The organism is Comamonas sp. 7D-2, assembly GCF_022749555.1.
Lineage (GTDB): Bacteria > Pseudomonadota > Gammaproteobacteria > Burkholderiales > Burkholderiaceae_C > Comamonas > Comamonas thiooxydans.
Window position 1 is genome coordinate 3,007,864 of the sequence record NZ_CP094238.1, and the last position, 18,804, is coordinate 3,026,667.

Genomic DNA, 18,804 nt, shown 5'->3' on the forward strand with positions numbered 1-18,804 from the left:
CACTACTCGGCCGCTCGAGCCTGCGAGCAGGATCTCTGCGGAGGGCACGCGCTCATACCTTGGCTAGGAAAGCCGCCGCATCACCCGCTTCACACTTCCAGTCTGCGAAGACCCCAACCAGATTGCATTCCACGCAGTGGCAAGCGATGTAGTACCAGCGCACGTCATGTGTGCCCTCGTACACGGAGACGCCGGACATCAGCTCGAACACCTCGTTCTCGCACACGCACTCGTGCGCCTCGGGGGCGGCCTCTTCAACGTAGTCCGCGCTGTCGCCCATCAGGTGTCTCTGCCCGCAGTCGGTGCAGGTGCGGATTGCCACGCCTGCTTCTTCATCAGTCTGCAGCGCAAAAGTCCGGCACCCGCAATTGCATTTGGACGAGGCAAACCGGACGGCCTCATGGCGATTCGCAACGCTGTAGCTGCGCAGCTCGGCTTGGGTGTCGCCGGACGTCGTCCCGTACATGAACTCGCCCTTCTTCGTCAGTGCCATTGATGCTGTTCCATTCTTCAAGGTGGGCTTCCCGGCAGACCTGACGCCAGGCTTGCCCCGATCCTCTGGATTTTGCCTGAAGGCACGGTGATTCGTCGTCAAGGGGCCGGATCGGGGTGGTCGCCGACAAGGGCTGCGGAAATCCTTGAATGCCGATTCTTGGAGATTGCAGCCAGAGACCATCAAGTTCAGCTGTTGATCGCCGCCGACATTCGGTGTTGAAGCCCCTACGTCAGCTCTCAGCCTAGACCTGCCGTTCACGGCCACCTACCGGACGTCCGCTTCTGGCCGACTAGCGACGGCCTGCACCCGTTGACTGCCCGTCCTGAACCGGACGCTCAAGGCACAGCCCCGAAGGTCGGCTTTGCGGTGCTGTACTCACCAGTAGCTAGGCCCGGCTTCGGCCAGAAGCGGAATTCCAGCCAACGATTGCTAGTGTCGGCTTCAAACTACTTGCAGCTGCTGAGATCTGGCAAGCCTATGATCGCTGCCTCCGATTTCTGTTGGATCGGTTAGATGACGCATGCAGCAAAAAACAAAGACATTCCACTGATCATTTTTTTCCGATCCATGAGTTTCTTACACAAGAAATCTGAATTTTTGATCATGGAATTATGGAAAAAGCCATTACAAAATTCTTGTTCTAAAGGCAAGCGGGAAGATTTTTGAGTTTAAATGCTGGGAGCAACAACCATTAAAGCGCCCACTATGTGTGCATGTTAATAGTCATGCGCAGAGCATCAATGGGTTAATTTGGAACCCTCTGTATAGCTAGATCGCATGAGAAGATGGATAGTTATTAGTGCTGCCACCTTGTTTGCAATTCTCGCCAGCACCCTGCCGTTAGTCGCCATGTTCGCGATTGACCAAGACAACGCTAACGAGACGCTGGGTAATCCCCCCGTAAAACCAACGTCTTGAGAAGTAGAGACCTCCCAAGGAGAATCTCTACTATGAAGAAGTCACGTTTTACAGACAGCCAAATCATCGATGCGCTCAAGCGTGCAGAAGCTGGCTTGGCAGTGCCCGAGCTGTGCCGTGAGCTGGGCATCAGCGCAGCCACGTTCTACAAGTGGCGTGCCAAGTTTGGTGGCATGGATGCATCTTTGATGGCCCGCATGAAGGAGCTCGAAGAAGAGAACCGCCGGCTGCGCAAGATGTACATCGAAGAAAAGCTCAAGGCGGAGGTCGTCTCGGAGGCGCTCGCAAAAAAGTGGTGAGGCCATCTCGCAGACGCGAGATGGCTCAACAAGCAGTGCAACACCGGGGCCTGACGATTCGTGCAGCGTGTCAGGCGTTTCAAATTAGCCAAGCCTGCTACCGCTACAAGGCGCAACGCAACACAGACAATGATGAGATTGCCCAGTGGCTGCTGCGCCTGACGGATAACAATCGCAGTTGGGGCTTTGGGCTGTGCTTTCTTTATTTGCGTAACGTCAGAGGTTTCAAATGGAACCACAAACGGGTCTACCGGATTTACCGCGAGTTGGAGCTCAATCTGCGTATCAAGCCGCGAAAGCGTTTGGAGCGAGCAAAACCTCAGCCATTGGCCGTACCAGAGCGCCCTGGTGCAGTTTGGTCTGCGGACTTCATGCACGACCAGCTTGAAGACGGTCGCAGCTTCAGGCTGCTGAACATCATTGATGACTTCAACCGAGAGGCGCTGGGCATTGAAGTGGACTTCTCGCTGCCTGCGCTGCGTGTCATTAGGGCATTGGAGCAAATCATCCAGTGGCGTGGCAAACCCCAAGTCATTCGCTGTGACAACGGCCCCGAATACATCAGCGCAGTCCTGCAAAACTGGGCGATTGCCAAAGGCATCCGATTGGAATACATCCAGCCTGGCAAGCCTGCACAAAACGCCTATGTCGAACGTTTCAATAGAACGGTTCGCTATGAATGGCTGTCACAGTACCATTGGCGCAATCTTGATGAAGTTCGAGATTACGCCACGCAATGGATGTGGCGGTATAACCATGAACGCCCAAATATGGCATTGGGCGGCATCACCCCCAAACAGCGGCTTGCCATGGCCGCATAGCTCTACTTCTCAGAGCAATGGTTTAAGGGGGGATTACCGCTGCAACTCTACGTCAATGACCGCGCATCCTATACAGCACTCCGGGGTGAACGGACATTGGAGAATGCAAAGCAGGCACTCGTCCGCGCTCAAGCGATAGACGGGGCGGACTGCTCACCAGAGCACATGGGTCAAATGGGCCAGGTTGCCGTAGATGCACATAGCATTGAGGACGTTGGCTATTTCAGAAGCGGACAATTGGTCTGCACACGATTAGGCGTGATCTCCCCGCCCGCTAGGGCACACGCTGGAGATTTGGATCTCGGCGACGAATATTCACTTCACTTTGCCGAGCAGCCCATACTGTTTAAAGGCAAACCACGAATTGAACTGCGTCGCGGCGACTACGGGGTTCTCATCATGCCTGGGCGGTTTACCGACTTGGTTGGGCATCCCGACACGACGCTAGGTCTGGCGACCAACCAGGGGCATGTACTGGAAGTTTCTGGATCTGCTGATTCGCAAATCATCAAGGCACTGATCTCTGGCGAACCTTTCGTAACGAGCTCCCGATATGTGTATGCGACACATGCAGTCAATGATGACCTGGTTGCCTTTGCACTCATAGACCGTGAACATGCCCGATACAAAACCTCTGTGGACTGGCGTTACATCCTGCTAGTCGGCGGTGGAATTTCGTTCACTCTTATTGGATTTATCGTCTGGGTCTCAAGATTACAGCTTTCCCCTGCAAAGACACTGGAGCAGGCAATACGGAACCGCGAATTCGTTGTTCATTATCAGCCGATCATTGAACTCTCGACTCGGCGGTGCATCGCAGCTGAGGCGCTAGTGCGCTGGCAGCAGCAAGGTGGTCGGCTGGTGCCGCCCGATCAATTCATCCCTCTGGCAGAGGCGAGTGGCCTGATCTCTTCGTTGACTAATTTGGTGGTCGAGACCGTTACGAGCGAAATGGGGACATTGCTCCGCAGTAAGTCGGATCTACATGTCTCCATCAACATCTCGGTTCACGATATAGAGAGTGCGCAATTTCTGCTTGGACTTACCGCGGCCACCGCAAAGGCTGGAATTGATCCATCGCAGATCTGGCTTGAAGTGACGGAGCGTAGCTTTATGAATGTTCCAGCTGCAAGGAAGACAATCGCGGCCGCTAGAGACGCAGGGTTCAGGATTGCGGTCGACGATTTCGGAACAGGCTATTCAAGCCTTGCACTCCTTGACGGACTACCGTTAGATGCATTGAAAATCGACAAATCTTTCGTCGATGCAATTGGTCACGACGCTGCACAAAACATTGTCACGCGCCACATTATCGGCATGGCGCATGAATTGAAGTTGGCCATGATTGCAGAGGGCGTCGAGACACGTGAGCAGGAGACTTATCTCAAAAATGCAGGTGTCCAGTTTGGCCAAGGGTGGCTCTATGCGAAAGCGCTGCCTGCCGAGCAATTCATAGCTTTGTTGACTTGCTCTCCAAGCGATGAAGGTTTGGACAACCACGGAAATTTGAGGGTGCTCGAGCATGAAGCTTAGAGTTGCCTATCGCACTGGAGCAGTCCAAAGGTAGACCAAGGTTGTCTGCCTGTCCATTAACGAAATGAATGCATGACGGGCGTTAGCGGCAGCAGTCGCTGCATTGCTGACGTTCGGGCTCATGAAACGGATGTCGGCAGTTCAACATCGTCAACTCCTTCGGCAAGCCCAATGAGCTGTGGGGCGTCCCAATTGAAATAGACCCCAACACCGCGGGCGTGATGGTTGCGGTCGATGGGATGGAAATGCCTTTGGTCGAAGGCTATTGAGGGAGCGCGCAGACTTGACTTTTCCTCTGTCACGCTCCTTCACACAGGGTGCCTTAGATAGGTGAGATTTGAGCGTCTTACGTCCCAGCTCTTGTTGCTTGCGGCGTCATCTCATGCTCGACTATGCTGCGTAGTAGTAGCTAAGGCGAAGTCCCAACAATCGGACGAGCCTTATTCAGATCGAGGGGTTGAGACTTATGCAGCTAAGTTGGGCCGGTGTCGACCATTGGGTAGTCTCATTAGGCTGTGGTCTGCTTATCGGTCTCGTAAGCGAGCGTCGCGGGAGTGAGCGCGAGAGCATCGCAGGAACTCGTACCCACGCCATAGCAGCGTTGCTTGGCTGCGCGGCCTGGTGGTTAGGCGTGCTGCCCTTCACCGTTGTACTTCTGTTGGTCGGGGCACTGACCGTTGCAGCCTACTGGCACTCAGCCCCCAATGACCCAGGCCTGACCAGTGAAGTGACTCTACTTTTCTCACTAACTCTGGGCGCCCTATCGCACAAGAGCCCTACCTTGACGGCAGCTCTGGGCATTCTTTGTGCCTTGCTGGTGCATTCCAAAGGCCCCATACAACGCTGGAGTCGTGAGTTACTCAGAGAGAATGAATTGAGGGATGGCCTTCTGCTGGGCGCTGCGGCGCTGGTCGTGATGCCACTTCTGCCGCAAGCGCCTGTAGATCCATGGGGTGTGCTAAGCCTCCCAGCCCTTTGGAAAGTGGTCGTGCTGTTCATGGCTGTTGGCATGCTGGGACACATACTGACTCGAGTGCTGGGCCCGCACTGGGGCCTACCTGTGACCGGATTCTTTTCTGGATTTGTGTCATCTACCGCGGCTATAGCCAGTCTTGGCCAGCTGGCCAAGTCCGACGAACATCAGCAGGCGCAAGCCTTTGGCTGTGCCATGTTGGCTCAGTTGGCCTCGCTATGCCTGTTCATAGCAATTCTCTCGACAACATCCATAGCTCTGATGCTGTCTATGGCACTCCCTCTACTAGTTGCAGCTCTCTGCCTTGTGTTGGCTGCAGCCACAGGATTGCTGAATCGACAAAAAACTGCCACGCAAACTGAATTTGAGACCGAACGGATATTTAAGCTTTCCACTGCATTGCTGATTGCCGGCACCATTGCGTTGATGTTAGTTTTAGGCGCCTGGCTCCAGCATGTCTTTGGCAGCACTGGCGTGCTGGTCGCGGCGGCATTTGCAGCTTTGGCCGAACTGCATGCCGCTGCTGCGAGCTTAGGCCAGCTTTTTGCGTCAGGTAGTTTGCCCCTGTCCACCGCTCAATGGGGATTGGTTGTGATTCTTGCTTCCAGCGCAATCGCCAAATCCGTACTGGCGTTCACCACCGGGGGAGCCAAATATGGAACACGAATCAGTCTGGGACTAGCCTCTATGGTGACAGGAGCAGGCCTGTCACTGCTATGGATTGGCTAATACGAATTCCCCATCAGCGATGGGGTGCGTGATGCTTGCGGTCGATGAGACGGAAATGCCTCTCGCTGAAGGCGACTGAGAGACGAAGCCCACCCGGGATGGCTACTGGTGACCAGCCGTGAGGATGGCCTCGTGTATTTCGGGCTAGGCCCGGTAAGTGTGGTGCGCTCCCCGGTTCCTTGCTAGTCGTTCTGACCCAAGACGATCAGAACTGCACCGCTTAAGAGTAGCAGGACTGCCGAAGCTATCCAAAGCTCAAGGTTCGCGATGCTGCCCTGGGCATCCAGAGCAAATCCTGCCGCAAAAGAAAGTGCCGCACTGATCACTAGCAGTGTTCCCAATTTGCTGCGCAGCATGGCTTTTGTCTGTACTTCTCTATCAATGATTGCTCGATGGCGGCAATGCAGGCTTGGTATCCGAGCCTTCATGGACCCCATACCTGGATCACCTCGGCCATGTCCTATTTTCGTCGATGACTGGGGGATATGGAGGCAGGTTTCAATGGCCTTGTTACCGAAGGTAGATAAAGCACCATAGGCGGCAAGTGGCTCCTGGTATTCACCGCGGACATGGCAATACGCATGCCATCGGGCATATCGGGATCGGCGACGACTGCCTGGATGTACTGATTCTTTTGGACCTCGGCCGTCGCGGCCTGATCCACGTAGTAGCTGCCGCCACCAATGCCGGTCAAGACCAGCAAGGCACCAATGCTGGTGAATCTTGCTCATGGCGTGCCCCCTACGGCAGCCTTGGCCCTATCGCGCAGCTCCGCGCACCTGCTCATGCACATAGTCACGGCGCCATTTCCAGACCAGGTAGGCTGCCTGCAATGCCATAAAGGCAATCGATGCCAGGACCAGCCAGTCACTGAGGGGCAGGCCTGCGAGCCGGAAGCCCCCGGCTGTTACTGCCCCCGGCGTGGCTTGTGCGGCCGCGACCACAATGTCTTGTTTCTGCTCGGCACTCAGATGCTGGTGAATGCCCAGCAGCGCCAGCATTGATGCGAGAGCTTTTTTCATGCCCCGGAGTGTTCCGGGGCTGGACTCAATGGTCGAACCCTAGAGGGGTGTACGCCCTACTGCAGGCCGCTATCGACCACAAGCAGCCATTTGACGAGCATCCATAAAGCGGTCATCCCTTAGCCCGACAGCAATCCCGATCCCGCATCTCAATCGCACAATTATTCAATATTTCTTGTATTATTGATTAATGCAAGAAACCCAAGTTATCCGTTCCCTCTCAGCTTTGGCCCATGAAGCACGCCTGCGCGTTTTTCGTGCGTTGGTGGTTGCAGGACCTGAAGGCCTGACTCCCAGTGCATTGGCGGAACAGTTGGGTATTGCCCCCAATGCACTGTCGTTTCACCTAAAGGAACTGTTCCATGCTGAACTCGTGAGTCAAGAGAAGCAGGGCCGAAATGTGCTCTATCGCGCTGCATTTCCCGTCATGAATGGTCTGCTCGCATATCTCACCGAGAACTGCTGCCAGGGAGCTGCCTGCACGCCAGACGCCGCAGCTTTGTGCCAGTGCTGAAGCGCTCGTTGCTAGGAACAGTTCACCATGTTGACGGCCATCCTGATTTTCATCTTCACACTGACGTTGGTCATCTGGCAACCGCGCGGCCTTGGCATTGGCTGGAGCGCTTCAGTCGGGGCCGCTGTCGCTTTGCTGCTGGGGGTCGTGCACTTAGCTGATATTCCGGTGGTCTGGCATATCGTCTGGAATGCCACGGCGACCTTTGTCGCCATCATCATCACCAGCCTTTTACTGGATGAGGCTGGTTTCTTCGAGTGGGCTGCATTGCACTTTGCCCGCTGGGGTGGCGGCAGCGGAGTCAAGCTGTTTGCCTGCATCGTGCTGCTGGGTGCCGCCGTTTCGGCCCTGTTTGCCAATGACGGAGCCGCGCTGATTCTTACGCCCATCGTAATGGCCATGTTGGTGGCGCTGGGCTTTTCTCCGGCGACAACGCTGGCGTTCGTAATGGCCGCCGGGTTTATTGCCGACACTGCGAGCTTGCCGCTGATCGTCTCCAATCTGGTGAATATCGTCTCCGCCGATTTTTTCAAGATCGGCTTCAACGACTACGCATCGGTGATGGTGCCGGTCAACATCGCCTCGGTCCTGGCCAGCCTCGGTGTGCTGCTGCTGTTTTTCCGACGCGATATTCCTACCACCTACGACGTGGCCCAGCTCAAACAGCCTTCGGCTGCGATCAAAGACCGGGCCACATTCCGGGCCGGCTGGGTCGTGCTGGTCTTGCTTCTGATTGGCTTTTTTGTTCTGGAGCCTCTGGGCGTGCCCGTCAGTGCTGTGGCGACCGTGGGTGCAGCGATCTTGCTGGCTGTAGCCGCTCGTGGTCATGTCATCAGCACCAGGAAAGTGCTCCATGGCGCGCCTTGGCAGATCGTGGTGTTCTCGCTGGGTATGTATCTGGTGGTCTACGGGTTGCGCAACGCGGGCCTCACGGATTACATCGCCGTGTTGCTGAATCAGTTTGCAGCCGGCGGCGTGTGGACCGCATCGCTGGGCACGGGCGTGCTGTCCGCGGTGCTGTCCTCAATCATGAACAACATGCCCACGGTCTTGGTCGGGGCCTTGTCCATCGATGCGTCCACAGCCGGCGGTACTGTCAAGGAGGCCATGGTGTACGCCAATGTGATCGGCTGCGATCTGGGTCCCAAGATCACGCCGATTGGCAGCTTGGCCACCTTGCTGTGGCTGCATGTGCTCGGCAAGAAAGGCACAACGATTGACTGGGGCTACTACCTCAAAGTCGGCGCGGTACTGACTCTGCCCGTGCTGCTCATCACCCTTGCCGCCCTGGCCTTGCGGCTCAGCGTGGCGTCATGAATCTTTGCAACGGGAATCTAGCGCTATGAGCGACATCACGATCTACCACAACCCTGCTTGTGGCACCTCCCGCAATGTCCTGGCCCTGATCCGCAACAGCGGAGTGGAGCCCACGGTCATCGAATATCTCAAGACACCGCCTGATCGCGCCACGCTGGTGGGCCTGATTCAAGCCATGGGCCTACCAGTGCGCGATGTGTTGCGCCAAAAAGGTACGCCATATGACGAGCTTGGCTTGGGCGAGCCCAAATGGACGGACGAGCAATTGATTGATTTCATGCTCCAGCACCCCATTCTGATCAATCGCCCGATAGTGATCACCCCTCTGGGAGCCCGCTTGTGCCGTCCCTCGGAGGCCGTGCTGGACATCCTGCCGCAGCCTCAGCAGGCCGCCTTCTCCAAAGAGGATGGAGAAGCCGTCATTGACTCGAAAGGAAATCGAATTGGCAAGCACTGATCTACCGAACCTCGACGAGCAAGTCTTTGAAAAGCCCAGCCTGGAAGGCCTGCTGCCCGCACAGCGTGCCACGCACGCGCCGCGCATACTGCTGCTGTATGGCTCGGTTCGTGACCGCTCCTATAGCCGACTGCTGACCGAAGAGGCGGCGCGACTACTGCGCAAGATGGGTGCCGAGACCAGGATCTTCGATCCGCGTGGCCTGCCACAGCCCGATGGTGCCCCCGACGATCACCCGAGGGTCAAGGAACTGCGTGAGCTGGCTGTATGGGCCGAGGGTATGGTCTGGACGTCTCCAGAGCGTCATGGTGCCATGAGCAGCATCCTCAAAGCGCAGATAGACTGGATTCCTTTGTCCGCTGGTGCCGTGCGACCGACGCAAGGCAAGACATTGGCAGTAATGCAAGTCTCGGGTGGCTCACAGTCCTTCAATGCGGTCAACCAGATGCGGGTGCTGGGTCGCTGGATGCGCATGATCACCATCCCGAATCAGTCGTCTGTTGCCAAGGCATTTGCCGAGTTCGACGAGGCTGGCAGGATGAAGCTCTCTTCGTATTACGAACGGGTCGTGGACGTGATGGAAGAGTTGGTCAAGTTCACTCTGCTGACGCGAGACTGTTCGGACTACCTGGTGGATCGCTACAGCGAGCGCCGTGAAAGCGCCGAGGAACTGTCCAAACGGGTCAATCAGCGAAGTATCTAAGTGACGCGTGCAGGTGGGCTCTGCATTCCAAAACAAGTTCAGTGGCCGCTTCTTCGCTACTTGAGCGGCTGCAACGGGTCGATTGCTGGCCGACGCGAAAGACCGCTAACGGATACCTCAGGTTTGTGGCGCTGCCCCATCAAGTCTGCCGTTCCCAGTCAAACGCACCGGAGCAGCACCCTCCTCTGTGACAATCGCGCCATGACCGATGAATCACCGATCCACACAGTCCACAAGCGCGTTTGCCACACGTTCCTTCGGCACTGGAAGGCCCACAACAACGCCTACCCCAAGCTGATCAAGATGACGCCCGAAGAGCTGCGGCAGTTCAACATCATCAACTCCTTCGGCAAGCCCAATGAACTCTGGGGCGTCTCAATAGAAATCGACCCCAACACCACGGGCGTGATAATTGCAGTCGATGGGACGGAAATGCCTCTCGTTGAAGGCTACTGATCAAGCACCAGACGCAAAAAAGCCCCAGCACCAATCACGGCTCGGGGCTTTTTCTTTCTAAAGGCCCGATGCTAGCTACAAATTAAACCGTGAGCAGCGGGAGGTTAGGACACCTTCTCCTTCCTAACGCTTCCTGCTTGATTCATAGCTCCCCGAGGCCCTTGCCCACTTTGCATCCAAAAGATCCGGCCCCTTTTTCTTCTTTGCTCCTGGCTTATCTAGAAACTCCCCTGCCCTTGCGCGCTTCAGCATGATCTCGTTTGCGATCTCTCTCCCCCATTGCTGAACCAACTTGTTGTATTCAGCTTGAGCCCCCTTGTTGCGTTTCCTTTGGGCTTTGGGCACAGTCTTTGGGGTTAATGCGGTCATGTCGCATTCTATGTGCCCACCTATTTTGGCCACGCCTCACTGATCATTTGTGCATCAGCCTCCCAAGTAGAGTTCTATCTGCAACAACCTGCCTGCGCAGCAGATCTACTTGTGCATCTCGCTTTTGACCAGGCTGCCAAGCTCTCCGACCAGACCTGCGCCTTCTGCAGCAAAGGCTGCGAGTCGCTGGTGCTGATCTGCGAGATCTCTGCAGGCAGCGGCGTCACCGGCAAGCTGGGCGTTGCGGGTTGCTGCGGCGCGGATTTCGGGCATGCCAACACCAGACCTGCAGCAGCTCAAGGCCTGGATCGCGGAAAACCAACTTCCCTAACTCCCGCAAAATTGCTTTCAACCCTGCAGCCCCCATGACACAATCCGTCACACCGACGGGTTGAGGTAAGCGTGAACTCAAATTTTGAGCAGAGGCGTGTATGAAAATGCCGTACCAGATGTTTTTCTCATCGGTCATGGACCCACGAGGCAATGCACGACCGGAGTGGTCCCGGTGCATGTTCGGGGCAGCCATCTCCCTCGGCTTGCTATCCATCACTCAGGTGGTTTTCGGCCAAGCGATGCAGCCCGAAACCACGTTGAGATTTGATTTGCCACCTGTTCGACTCTCCGAAGGCGGTTGCAAGTCAAGGATGCAGATGATCGAAAGAACAAAGGTTCCGGCCAATGCCTCGGTGACTGCGGCCACTGAGACGACAATGTTCTTGCTCGTAAGCCGAATGGAAATCATTGAAGGAGGTTGCATCCCTGGAGCAACTCCTGACCAAATTCAAAGAGCGAAAAGGGAAATGCAAATTTCCTACTTGAAAGCTGAAGAAGCTTGCAATTCGGTGCAATCAGGCGGGCGTCGATGCAGCGCACAGGTACATACCGTCGTAGACGCTGCGCCTCCGCCACTTCCTAAGCCTTCTGTTCAGCAGCCATCAGAGCGAACCTATGACCCCGTGACCGGACGGTGCCTACCTCCAGGCTCTAACGCATGCCAGCAACTCCCGACCGATGCGACCAGGATTCCGATCTCACGGGAGCGCGGAATCGCAAGATAGGCACCTCTTGATCCTTTTCATTCGGCTGAACCTAGAGACGGGTCGTATAGCTGATCAACGCGGCGCACAAATAAGCTCATAGCCCTCGCGCCGCTCAATCTCCGCTTGCTCCACCCTCACGAACTGGTCCAGCGCCAAACTGGGCGCTCATACCTCCGCGAACATAGTCGAGCGCTCTAGCATGACTACTTGGCAGCGCCAGCGACTACATCACAGAAGCAGTCCACCCCGGATGGGTGCTTGTGGTCACCATCAAGGATGGCTTGGTGTATTTTGGGCCAGCCCCGACAAGCGTTGTGCGCTATCCAGCACTCTTTTGACTTCCGAGCACAGGTCCGCTAGCGACCCTGAGCAGCCATCCAGCAAGAACTTGAGATGCCTACGGCCACGAGCCGATTTCGGCAGAAAACACTGCTAAAAACAGTTCACATAGCGCATGAGCATCCTGCAGAATCTGCGAAACGTACTACTCTAGATTGCTTGAGCAGCATATGGCCTGTGTTATTCACTTTGTTGGCGACACCGTAGACGTCGAAGAACTGCAACGCCTTTGGGTAATCCCCCCGTAAAACCAACGTCTTGAGAAGTAGAGACCTCCCAAGGAGAATCTCTACTATGAAGAAGTCACGTTTTACAGACAGCCAAATCATCGATGCGCTCAAGCGTGCAGAAGCTGGCTTGGCAGTGCCCGAGCTGTGCCGTGAGCTGGGCATCAGCGCAGCCACGTTCTACAAGTGGCGTGCCAAGTTTGGTGGCATGGATGCATCTTTGATGGCCCGCATGAAGGAGCTCGAAGAAGAGAACCGCCGGCTGCGCAAGATGTACATCGAAGAAAAGCTCAAGGCGGAGGTCGTCTCGGAGGCGCTCGCAAAAAAGTGGTGAGGCCATCTCGCAGACGCGAGATGGCTCAACAAGCAGTGCAACACCGGGGCCTGACGATTCGTGCAGCGTGTCAGGCGTTTCAAATTAGCCAAGCCTGCTACCGCTACAAGGCGCAACGCAACACAGACAATGATGAGATTGCCCAGTGGCTGCTGCGCCTGACGGATAACAATCGCAGTTGGGGCTTTGGGCTGTGCTTTCTTTATTTGCGTAACGTCAGAGGTTTCAAATGGAACCACAAACGGGTCTACCGGATTTACCGCGAGTTGGAGCTCAATCTGCGTATCAAGCCGCGAAAGCGTTTGGAGCGAGCAAAACCTCAGCCATTGGCCGTACCAGAGCGCCCTGGTGCAGTTTGGTCTGCGGACTTCATGCACGACCAGCTTGAAGACGGTCGCAGCTTCAGGCTGCTGAACATCATTGATGACTTCAACCGAGAGGCGCTGGGCATTGAAGTGGACTTCTCGCTGCCTGCGCTGCGTGTCATTAGGGCATTGGAGCAAATCATCCAGTGGCGTGGCAAACCCCAAGTCATTCGCTGTGACAACGGCCCCGAATACATCAGCGCAGTCCTGCAAAACTGGGCGATTGCCAAAGGCATCCGATTGGAATACATCCAGCCTGGCAAGCCTGCACAAAACGCCTATGTCGAACGTTTCAATAGAACGGTTCGCTATGAATGGCTGTCACAGTACCATTGGCGCAATCTTGATGAAGTTCGAGATTACGCCACGCAATGGATGTGGCGGTATAACCATGAACGCCCAAATATGGCATTGGGCGGCATCACCCCCAAACAGCGGCTTGCCATGGCCGCATAGCTCTACTTCTCAGAGCAATGGTTTAAGGGGGGATTACCTTTGCCCAGCGCCGCCCTGTGCTGTGTTCAGAAAGGGATTGCCCCGAACAAATCGACCCACAGCGCGACCGGCGCGAACATCGGGATTGAGTGTCATGGCAAGTGAAGCAGACTTTGACTTTCTTGAAGAACAACAAAAGGAGGCTCTCGCTTTCCTCCAAAAACACCGTTCCGCGCTACTCGCAATGAGGCAAGTCTCTGGACTTGAGTCTGCCTCCATCGACTTCGGCATCTCGATGCGGAATGTAATCGCGCAGTCCGATGCCTTTGAACCCGATCTTCTAGCAGCGCTCGCTGATCTGAAGTTGTGCTTGGTTTTAAGTCAGTATCCAACCGCAAGGAAAAACAAGAAAATTAAGCAATATAGGCGCGCACAGAGAAGTGCGGCCTAACCCTTTTAGACAAGCCGAAATCGATTCGTGACACGATTTGGCTCAGGCCGTCCACTCGCGGCTGCGGGCAACTCAGGCTGGAGTAGCCAACGACCAAGGACTGCTCACGACCCTGAGCTGTCACCTAGGTCAACGCTTCAAAGCTGTCATTGAGTTTGGCGTCAGATACAAGGTAGAGTGTTGTTAAGTCCGAGTTGATCTGGCAACAACGCTTTTTTCAGCCTATGCAGATTCTTGACCAAGCTTAACCCGATTGATATATATAACAGAACACGTATGGGTCTATTCATCGACATCGTTTCTCTCATCGGTTCCACGGCTTCGATTGCTGGCGTCTCTCTACGGGATTTTCGTAAAAAACAGCCTCCCCCAGGAGATCAGAAGCAGGTTGAGCTATTTCTTCGGTTCTTGGAGAGTAGAGAAGTCCTATTTGCAGGGATGGACGACGAAGTTCAAGCAGCCGTTATCCGAAGCCTGGAAGAAATCAAGAGGGAAGCGGAAGCGATGCGTCAACGCTGCCAAGACGAGCATGTACAAACATTGCTTCTGAATTTGCTCTTGACTATGAGCAAGCAGTTGCAAAAGCAGCATGGAATCGACGCTTCAACGGCCCAGGGGCAGTACAGCATGTACTTGGCGCTTCAGAGCGTTCGCTTCGAACTGGCGCGCGTCTTGGCGATGCTCTGCGGTGCCTTTGCTATCGAACCAAGCAATCCACGGATGAAGAAGTTCGTCCTCAACTTCGCTGTTCGACCGCGGTAATGTCTCGTATGACGATCCATGCGGATGCCTTACGGTATCCGCTTTCCGTGTACTCATACCGATGCAAGGTGCGAGTAACTTCTATTTAAGGTCCCCAATGTCACTCATACATGGCATACAAGCCGCCTCAATTGAGCGTGACTCTGACATCCCGACGTTACTTCGGATGTGCAAACTCTTGGCAGCTCGGATTTCGCATCAGGAGTTAGCCGAATGGGTAGATCGAGAATTGAACGGCTACCCCAGCATCACTGACCTGCCTCCCTATCGCATAGTTCGAGTGGAGTCGTATGCCCCCGCTGTCAGAATAGTTGGAACCTCTACAGATGTTAGAGTTTGAATATCCAACCTGGGGCAGAGAGAAGGTTCCCATGAAGTATTCCCCCGAGCGGCGCGAAGCCATCTTGGCCAAGCTGGAAGCGCCGTATAACCGTACCGTCAATGATCTGGCTGGCGAGGAAGGTATCTCAGCTGCCACGATATACAACTGGCGAAAGCAAGCCCGTAGCACGGGCCGATTGCTTCCAAACGCCTCCCCCACCACGGAAGGCTGGACCTCGGCGCAGAAGTTCAATGCGGTACTGGAAACCGCTGCGTTGACCGAAGAAGAGCTGTCCGAGTACTGCCGTCGCCGTGGTCTATATCCTGAGCAGATTCGTCGCTGGCGCGCCAGTTGTGAACAGGCCAATGATCGGTCTGACCAAGCCGCCGCACGGCAATCAGAAGCGACCAAGGCCGAGCGCAAACGCATACGGGAGCTAGAGCGGGAGTTGCGTCGCAAGGACGCCGCCTTGGCTGAAACGGCAGCATTGCTGGCGCTGCGAAAAAAAGTCCAGGCGATCTGGGGGGACGAGGAAAAATGACCAATGCCACAGATCGCCGTCGGATTGTAGAGTTGGTCAACCAAGCCAGAGCGGCCGGTGCGCGCCTGCGTCATGCCTGTGGCGAGCTGGGAATCGGGCAGAACACCTACCGGCGTTGGTCGGCAGGTGGTGAAGACCAGCGGCCTCACGCGACACGGCCAAGGCCGGCTCATGCCCTGACGCACAAAGAACGCCAGGCGGTGCTGGATGTCTGCCACCGACCGCAGTTTGCCAGCTTGCCTCCGGCGCAGATTGTTGCGCGGCTGCTGGATGATGAGCAACGGTATCTTGCCTCGGAGTCGACCTTCTATCGCATCCTGCATGCGGCGGGAGAACAGCGCCGTCGTGGTCGCCAAGCCGCGCCCCAGCGCAAGGGCCCGCCACGGCGCCATCGTGCCGACCACGCCAACGCCGTGTGGAGCTGGGATGTGACTTATCTGCCGACCCGGGTTCGCGGCCAGTTCTTTTATCTGTACCTGATCGTCGACATCTACAGCCGCAAGATCGTGGGCCACGAAGTCTTTGAAGCCGAGAACATGGCCAACAGCGCGCAGGTCGTTCAACGAGCGGTACTGCGTGAGCAATGTGGTCACCGGCCGCTGGTCCTGCACGGCGATAACGGCTCGGCGATGAAGGGTTCGACCATCCATGCCAAGCTTGAAGAACTCGGCGTCACACCGTCGCACAGCCGTGCCCGCGTCTCGAACGATAACGCCTACTCTGAATCCTTGTTCCGTACCTGCAAATACCATCCCGCCTTCCCTGTGGCTGGCTTTGCCGACCTGACCGACGCCCGCAAGTGGGTGGGGCAATTCGTGTATTGGTACAACGAACAGCATCGCCATAGCGAGATCCGTTACGTCACGCCCGCTCAGCGCCACGCCGGCCAGGATCACGCCATTCTTGCCCGGCGCCATGCCCTTTATCAGATCGCTCGCGCTCAGCATCCTGCACGCTGGTCGGGCAATACTCGAAACTGGCAACCCGTAGGCAGCGTTTGGCTGAATCCAGAGAAGGAAACGACCGTTATCCATGTGCATAGTGAACTAGAAGCAGCATGACTCATGTTCCAACTACATTGACAGACGCCGTATGGATCATTCATCGGTTCCTTTTCACAAGCAGCAAAGTTACAAATACCAGTCTCTGTGCTACCTCAGGAGGTTCAAGAGCAGTACCGAAATGCCTATTTGGGAAGCAGCATTAGCGCCTATACAGAGCTTATCTCCGGCAACAAGTCTGGCAGTTTGCAAGAAGCTTGGCCAGTCGCACTCGCTATATACCATGCGTCAAAGCTAACGCCTCAAATGCAGTGCATTTCCGCCTGGAAGGAAATACCGATCGGAGCCATCGTTCGATTGATGGACTCAGTCAAAACGCGCATTCTTGGTTTCGCGATTGATCTTGAACGAGAAGCCCCAAACGCAGGAGAGCTGCCTATTGGCAGTCGCCCACCACTGAGTAACGAGAAAATGACACAAATTTTCAACACCAACATCACAGGCAACGTTGGCAATGTTGCAAATGCAAGTTCTAAATTTAGTCAGTCGTCAACAGCCGTAGTCGAGCTTGGCAACTGGCAATCTCTTCAAGCCCGCCTACTTGAAATTGGCCTGACCTCCGGAGACACTGAAGGGCTAAAGGTCGATCTCGAACGCGCACTTGCAGCGGGAACTCAAGAAGACAAAACGATTGCAGCGAGTACGTGGATAGGTCGTCTTGCGGGGAAGGCAGCCACAGGTGCCACAGGGGTAGGGATCGAGGTGGCGGCAGCCAGTATTGCAAAAGCGATCGCCTTGTACTTTGGTTTCGACGGGGCCTAAATAAAGCTGCCAAAGCCTCACCATTGGCCAAGAAACTCCATTCCGTGTGATTCGTTCGTTCTCAATAGCATGCAACTAGACAAAACTATATTCAATCACGGGCAACTACACTTCGAATTAATTGAAGCACTCGGAACCTACAGACAACTACAGCATTTTGCAGATGATCAAGACGCATTGCGTGCTCATTTAAACGGCAAAGGCCGCCCCAGAAAAATATCCGAAGAGGGTGGCATTGAAGACCTAGAGGACAAAGACATCGAGCGTTTTATTGAGCCTGTCGCCGAGTCAATTGAAACGGCAATTGCTAACTATCGACGCCAACTTTTAGTTGTCATAGTTTCAATTCTTGAGGCATCGATTTCAGACGCTTTTACAGTTCTCTTTACCTTTAAGCCAGAGGCGATTAAAGGCCTAACCAAGGACTCAAATGGTGATGGCTTTGTACCGTCAGTCTCCGTAGATGAACTGATGAAAGCGCGGCAGCTTGAAGAACTGCGCTCTAGCATAGTTGAACGTGCTGTGGCTTATGCATGCCAAGGCAAAAACAAGAAAACCGTTCTGCGTCGCATTTCACGACTATTTGGAAATGAGATTCCAACGACAAGTGCCAATGAGTTTCTTGCACTATCTGAACGCCGCAACAAAATTGTGCATGAGAATTCCCAAACGGAAGTCACTAGGTCGCAGGTAGAAGATGCTTTTGAAGTTGCGATGACCTTTATCCAAGAGCTCGGAAAGTTGGTGTCATCGCAAAGTCTCCCAATCTACGACCCCTTAGAAATTTGTTAGCCAAATTGGTCGTTCAAATTCCACTTTCACCAGCCGCTACTGACTGCTCTTGGCCGTTCCCAGTCATACGCACCGGAGCAGCACCCTCCTCTGAGAAAATCGCGTGATGACCGATGGAATCACCCACAAAATCAATTATTGATTTGACTATTTCTTGATATGCATTATCTATCTTTTCCATCATATCTCGTTCCAAGAAATATGATCCTCCTCTAAGTTATTTTTTGATGCATCCAATATGATGTCTATCAATTCTGACGGCCCTGCAATTGCAGTTCCTCCATCACCATCGTATGTTGACAACACCAAAAATCTCAGTGGCCATGAAAAATAAACATCATCTCTCCAGTCTGAGATCCTCTTCGAGGCGATATCTGGTAGGTCATCGCCAAACATCCACCCACCCTGTTGAACCTGATTTATCTCCCAAAAACTGGCGCAACTGAACCTCATTACAATAGTCGGCTCGTTTTTTCCATTTTTTAACCTTTGCAATGAGGTTGCATAGATTGGGGAAATACCTTCTTTTCGCCACCATTGAACTAACGCTTCAAGTTCAGAATAAATTTGCCCGGCACAATTATCACTTACAATTACCCTCCAATTAATAGCTTTGATATTTTCGATATTAAACTCCGCACTCCCTTTTACCAAGCTCTCTATCTCCTCGATTAAATCCAGTGGAAATTTTTCCAAAGTAAAGGACTTTCTAATAGAAGCAATTGCAACCTCTATGTTTTTCTTATTCTGACTTGATAAATTCATG

21 protein-coding genes and 1 pseudogene are annotated in these 18,804 nt (G+C 54.5%); 16 read left to right on the forward strand and 6 right to left on the reverse strand.

What is annotated here, in order from left to right:
- Nucleotides 1-52 precede the first annotated feature (52 nt).
- Nucleotides 53-493 carry a hypothetical protein gene (locus MPZ60_RS13825; protein WP_034355577.1) on the reverse strand — a complete coding sequence of 147 codons (441 nt, stop codon included), beginning with the start codon at nucleotides 491-493 and terminating at the stop codon, nucleotides 53-55.
- A gap of 953 nt (nucleotides 494-1,446) precedes the next feature.
- Between MPZ60_RS13825 and MPZ60_RS13830 the strand changes: the two genes are divergently transcribed.
- The 3 genes from MPZ60_RS13830 to MPZ60_RS13840 all read left to right on the forward strand — a co-directional run bounded on the left by MPZ60_RS13830 (nucleotide 1,447) and on the right by MPZ60_RS13840 (nucleotide 5,769).
- A protein-coding gene (locus tag MPZ60_RS13830) for an IS3 family transposase (RefSeq protein WP_122974783.1) occupies nucleotides 1,447-2,534 on the forward strand; the annotation gives its coding sequence in 2 pieces (ribosomal slippage) (nucleotides 1,447-1,699 and nucleotides 1,699-2,534; 1,089 coding nt in all).
- A gap of 39 nt (nucleotides 2,535-2,573) precedes the next feature.
- Nucleotides 2,574-4,067, forward strand: coding sequence for an EAL domain-containing protein (locus tag MPZ60_RS13835; RefSeq protein ID WP_255777545.1), 1,494 nt, complete (start codon nucleotides 2,574-2,576; stop codon nucleotides 4,065-4,067).
- A 781-nt stretch (nucleotides 4,068-4,848) separates the two neighbouring features.
- Nucleotides 4,849-5,769, forward strand: coding sequence for a DUF4010 domain-containing protein (locus MPZ60_RS13840; RefSeq protein WP_242607086.1), 921 nt, complete (start codon nucleotides 4,849-4,851; stop codon nucleotides 5,767-5,769).
- A 182-nt stretch (nucleotides 5,770-5,951) separates the two neighbouring features.
- Here MPZ60_RS13840 and MPZ60_RS13845 read toward each other — a convergent pair whose 3' ends face one another.
- Nucleotides 5,952-6,500 (reverse strand): hypothetical protein, encoded by a 549-nt coding sequence (locus MPZ60_RS13845; protein WP_165571926.1) that lies wholly within the window; start codon nucleotides 6,498-6,500, stop codon nucleotides 5,952-5,954.
- Between the two features lie 27 nt (nucleotides 6,501-6,527).
- Nucleotides 6,528-6,791 carry a hypothetical protein gene (locus MPZ60_RS13850; RefSeq protein ID WP_052087157.1) on the reverse strand — a complete coding sequence of 88 codons (264 nt, stop codon included), beginning with the start codon at nucleotides 6,789-6,791 and terminating at the stop codon, nucleotides 6,528-6,530.
- Nucleotides 6,792-6,981: 190 nt separating this feature from the next.
- Between MPZ60_RS13850 and MPZ60_RS13855 the strand changes: the two genes are divergently transcribed.
- The 5 genes from MPZ60_RS13855 (at nucleotide 6,982) to MPZ60_RS13875 (ending at nucleotide 10,238) form a co-directional block, all read left to right on the forward strand.
- Complete coding sequence (locus tag MPZ60_RS13855) at nucleotides 6,982-7,305, forward strand: helix-turn-helix transcriptional regulator (RefSeq protein ID WP_034360571.1); 324 nt, start codon at nucleotides 6,982-6,984, stop codon at nucleotides 7,303-7,305.
- Between the two features lie 27 nt (nucleotides 7,306-7,332).
- Nucleotides 7,333-8,622, forward strand: coding sequence for an arsenic transporter (locus MPZ60_RS13860; protein WP_034385278.1), 1,290 nt, complete (start codon nucleotides 7,333-7,335; stop codon nucleotides 8,620-8,622).
- A 25-nt stretch (nucleotides 8,623-8,647) separates the two neighbouring features.
- Nucleotides 8,648-9,079, forward strand: a complete 432-nt coding sequence (gene arsC, locus MPZ60_RS13865) for an arsenate reductase (glutaredoxin) (protein WP_034360082.1) — start codon at nucleotides 8,648-8,650, stop codon at nucleotides 9,077-9,079.
- Nucleotides 9,066-9,782, forward strand: coding sequence for an arsenical resistance protein ArsH (gene arsH, locus MPZ60_RS13870; protein WP_034360080.1), 717 nt, complete (start codon nucleotides 9,066-9,068; stop codon nucleotides 9,780-9,782). Before arsC ends, arsH begins: the two co-directional genes overlap by 14 nt.
- 201 nt (nucleotides 9,783-9,983) lie before the next feature.
- Nucleotides 9,984-10,238: a hypothetical protein gene (locus MPZ60_RS13875; protein WP_034385280.1), complete on the forward strand. Its 255-nt coding sequence runs from the start codon at nucleotides 9,984-9,986 to the stop codon at nucleotides 10,236-10,238.
- A 123-nt stretch (nucleotides 10,239-10,361) separates the two neighbouring features.
- Here MPZ60_RS13875 and MPZ60_RS13880 read toward each other — a convergent pair whose 3' ends face one another.
- Nucleotides 10,362-10,607 (reverse strand): hypothetical protein, encoded by a 246-nt coding sequence (locus MPZ60_RS13880; RefSeq protein ID WP_034359089.1) that lies wholly within the window; start codon nucleotides 10,605-10,607, stop codon nucleotides 10,362-10,364.
- A gap of 12 nt (nucleotides 10,608-10,619) precedes the next feature.
- On the opposite strand from MPZ60_RS13880, the gene MPZ60_RS13885 reads away from it, so the two are divergent.
- From MPZ60_RS13885 to MPZ60_RS13920, 8 genes and pseudogenes are all read left to right on the forward strand, one after another.
- Complete coding sequence (locus MPZ60_RS13885; RefSeq protein ID WP_165571724.1) at nucleotides 10,620-10,976, forward strand: hypothetical protein; 357 nt, start codon at nucleotides 10,620-10,622, stop codon at nucleotides 10,974-10,976.
- A gap of 1,304 nt (nucleotides 10,977-12,280) precedes the next feature.
- A protein-coding gene (locus MPZ60_RS13890) for an IS3 family transposase (RefSeq protein WP_122974783.1) occupies nucleotides 12,281-13,368 on the forward strand; the annotation gives its coding sequence in 2 pieces (ribosomal slippage) (nucleotides 12,281-12,533 and nucleotides 12,533-13,368; 1,089 coding nt in all).
- A gap of 133 nt (nucleotides 13,369-13,501) precedes the next feature.
- Nucleotides 13,502-13,798, forward strand: coding sequence for a hypothetical protein (locus tag MPZ60_RS13895; protein WP_034359091.1), 297 nt, complete (start codon nucleotides 13,502-13,504; stop codon nucleotides 13,796-13,798).
- Between the two features lie 276 nt (nucleotides 13,799-14,074).
- Complete coding sequence (locus tag MPZ60_RS13900) at nucleotides 14,075-14,560, forward strand: hypothetical protein (protein ID WP_034359093.1); 486 nt, start codon at nucleotides 14,075-14,077, stop codon at nucleotides 14,558-14,560.
- 97 nt (nucleotides 14,561-14,657) lie between these two features.
- Nucleotides 14,658-14,900 (forward strand): hypothetical protein, encoded by a 243-nt coding sequence (locus MPZ60_RS13905; RefSeq protein WP_242882055.1) that lies wholly within the window; start codon nucleotides 14,658-14,660, stop codon nucleotides 14,898-14,900.
- A gap of 31 nt (nucleotides 14,901-14,931) precedes the next feature.
- Nucleotides 14,932-16,484: pseudogene (locus MPZ60_RS13910) on the forward strand (IS3 family transposase).
- Nucleotides 16,485-16,559: 75 nt separating this feature from the next.
- Nucleotides 16,560-17,246, forward strand: a complete 687-nt coding sequence (locus MPZ60_RS13915) for a hypothetical protein (protein WP_255777544.1) — start codon at nucleotides 16,560-16,562, stop codon at nucleotides 17,244-17,246.
- A 69-nt stretch (nucleotides 17,247-17,315) separates the two neighbouring features.
- Nucleotides 17,316-18,038 (forward strand): HEPN domain-containing protein, encoded by a 723-nt coding sequence (locus MPZ60_RS13920; protein WP_034359098.1) that lies wholly within the window; start codon nucleotides 17,316-17,318, stop codon nucleotides 18,036-18,038.
- Nucleotides 18,039-18,051: 13 nt separating this feature from the next.
- On the opposite strand, the gene MPZ60_RS13925 is transcribed toward MPZ60_RS13920, so the two are convergent.
- Both MPZ60_RS13925 and MPZ60_RS13930 read right to left on the reverse strand, forming a co-directional pair.
- The gene (locus MPZ60_RS13925; RefSeq protein WP_165571725.1) at nucleotides 18,052-18,222 is read right to left on the reverse strand and encodes a hypothetical protein; all 171 of its coding nucleotides are present in this window, start codon (nucleotides 18,220-18,222) and stop codon (nucleotides 18,052-18,054) included.
- Nucleotides 18,219-18,803, reverse strand: a complete 585-nt coding sequence (locus MPZ60_RS13930; protein ID WP_034359100.1) for a hypothetical protein — start codon at nucleotides 18,801-18,803, stop codon at nucleotides 18,219-18,221. The genes MPZ60_RS13925 and MPZ60_RS13930 overlap by 4 nt, the downstream gene beginning before the upstream one ends.
- Nucleotide 18,804: the final 1 nt, after the last annotated feature.

What these genes read in the sequence shown, in the direction of transcription:
- MPZ60_RS13855 (WP_034360571.1), top strand. Translation starts at nt 6,982, where the DNA reads ATGCAAGAAACCCAAGTTATCCGTTCCCTCTCAGCTTTGGCCCATGAA.
- MPZ60_RS13905 (WP_242882055.1), top strand. Translation starts at nt 14,658, where the DNA reads ATGTCACTCATACATGGCATACAAGCCGCCTCAATTGAGCGTGACTCT.
- MPZ60_RS13880 (WP_034359089.1), bottom strand. Translation starts at nt 10,607, where the DNA reads ATGACCGCATTAACCCCAAAGACTGTGCCCAAAGCCCAAAGGAAACGC.
- MPZ60_RS13825 (WP_034355577.1), bottom strand. Translation starts at nt 493, where the DNA reads ATGGCACTGACGAAGAAGGGCGAGTTCATGTACGGGACGACGTCCGGC.
- MPZ60_RS13850 (WP_052087157.1), bottom strand. Translation starts at nt 6,791, where the DNA reads ATGAAAAAAGCTCTCGCATCAATGCTGGCGCTGCTGGGCATTCACCAG.
- MPZ60_RS13930 (WP_034359100.1), bottom strand. Translation starts at nt 18,803, where the DNA reads ATGAATTTATCAAGTCAGAATAAGAAAAACATAGAGGTTGCAATTGCT.
- MPZ60_RS13925 (WP_165571725.1), bottom strand. Translation starts at nt 18,222, where the DNA reads ATGATGGAAAAGATAGATAATGCATATCAAGAAATAGTCAAATCAATA.
- MPZ60_RS13895 (WP_034359091.1), top strand. Translation starts at nt 13,502, where the DNA reads ATGGCAAGTGAAGCAGACTTTGACTTTCTTGAAGAACAACAAAAGGAG.
- MPZ60_RS13920 (WP_034359098.1), top strand. Translation starts at nt 17,316, where the DNA reads ATGCAACTAGACAAAACTATATTCAATCACGGGCAACTACACTTCGAA.
- MPZ60_RS13845 (WP_165571926.1), bottom strand. Translation starts at nt 6,500, where the DNA reads ATGAGCAAGATTCACCAGCATTGGTGCCTTGCTGGTCTTGACCGGCAT.
- MPZ60_RS13875 (WP_034385280.1), top strand. Translation starts at nt 9,984, where the DNA reads ATGACCGATGAATCACCGATCCACACAGTCCACAAGCGCGTTTGCCAC.
- MPZ60_RS13900 (WP_034359093.1), top strand. Translation starts at nt 14,075, where the DNA reads ATGGGTCTATTCATCGACATCGTTTCTCTCATCGGTTCCACGGCTTCG.
- MPZ60_RS13860 (WP_034385278.1), top strand. Translation starts at nt 7,333, where the DNA reads ATGTTGACGGCCATCCTGATTTTCATCTTCACACTGACGTTGGTCATC.
- arsC (WP_034360082.1), top strand. Translation starts at nt 8,648, where the DNA reads ATGAGCGACATCACGATCTACCACAACCCTGCTTGTGGCACCTCCCGC.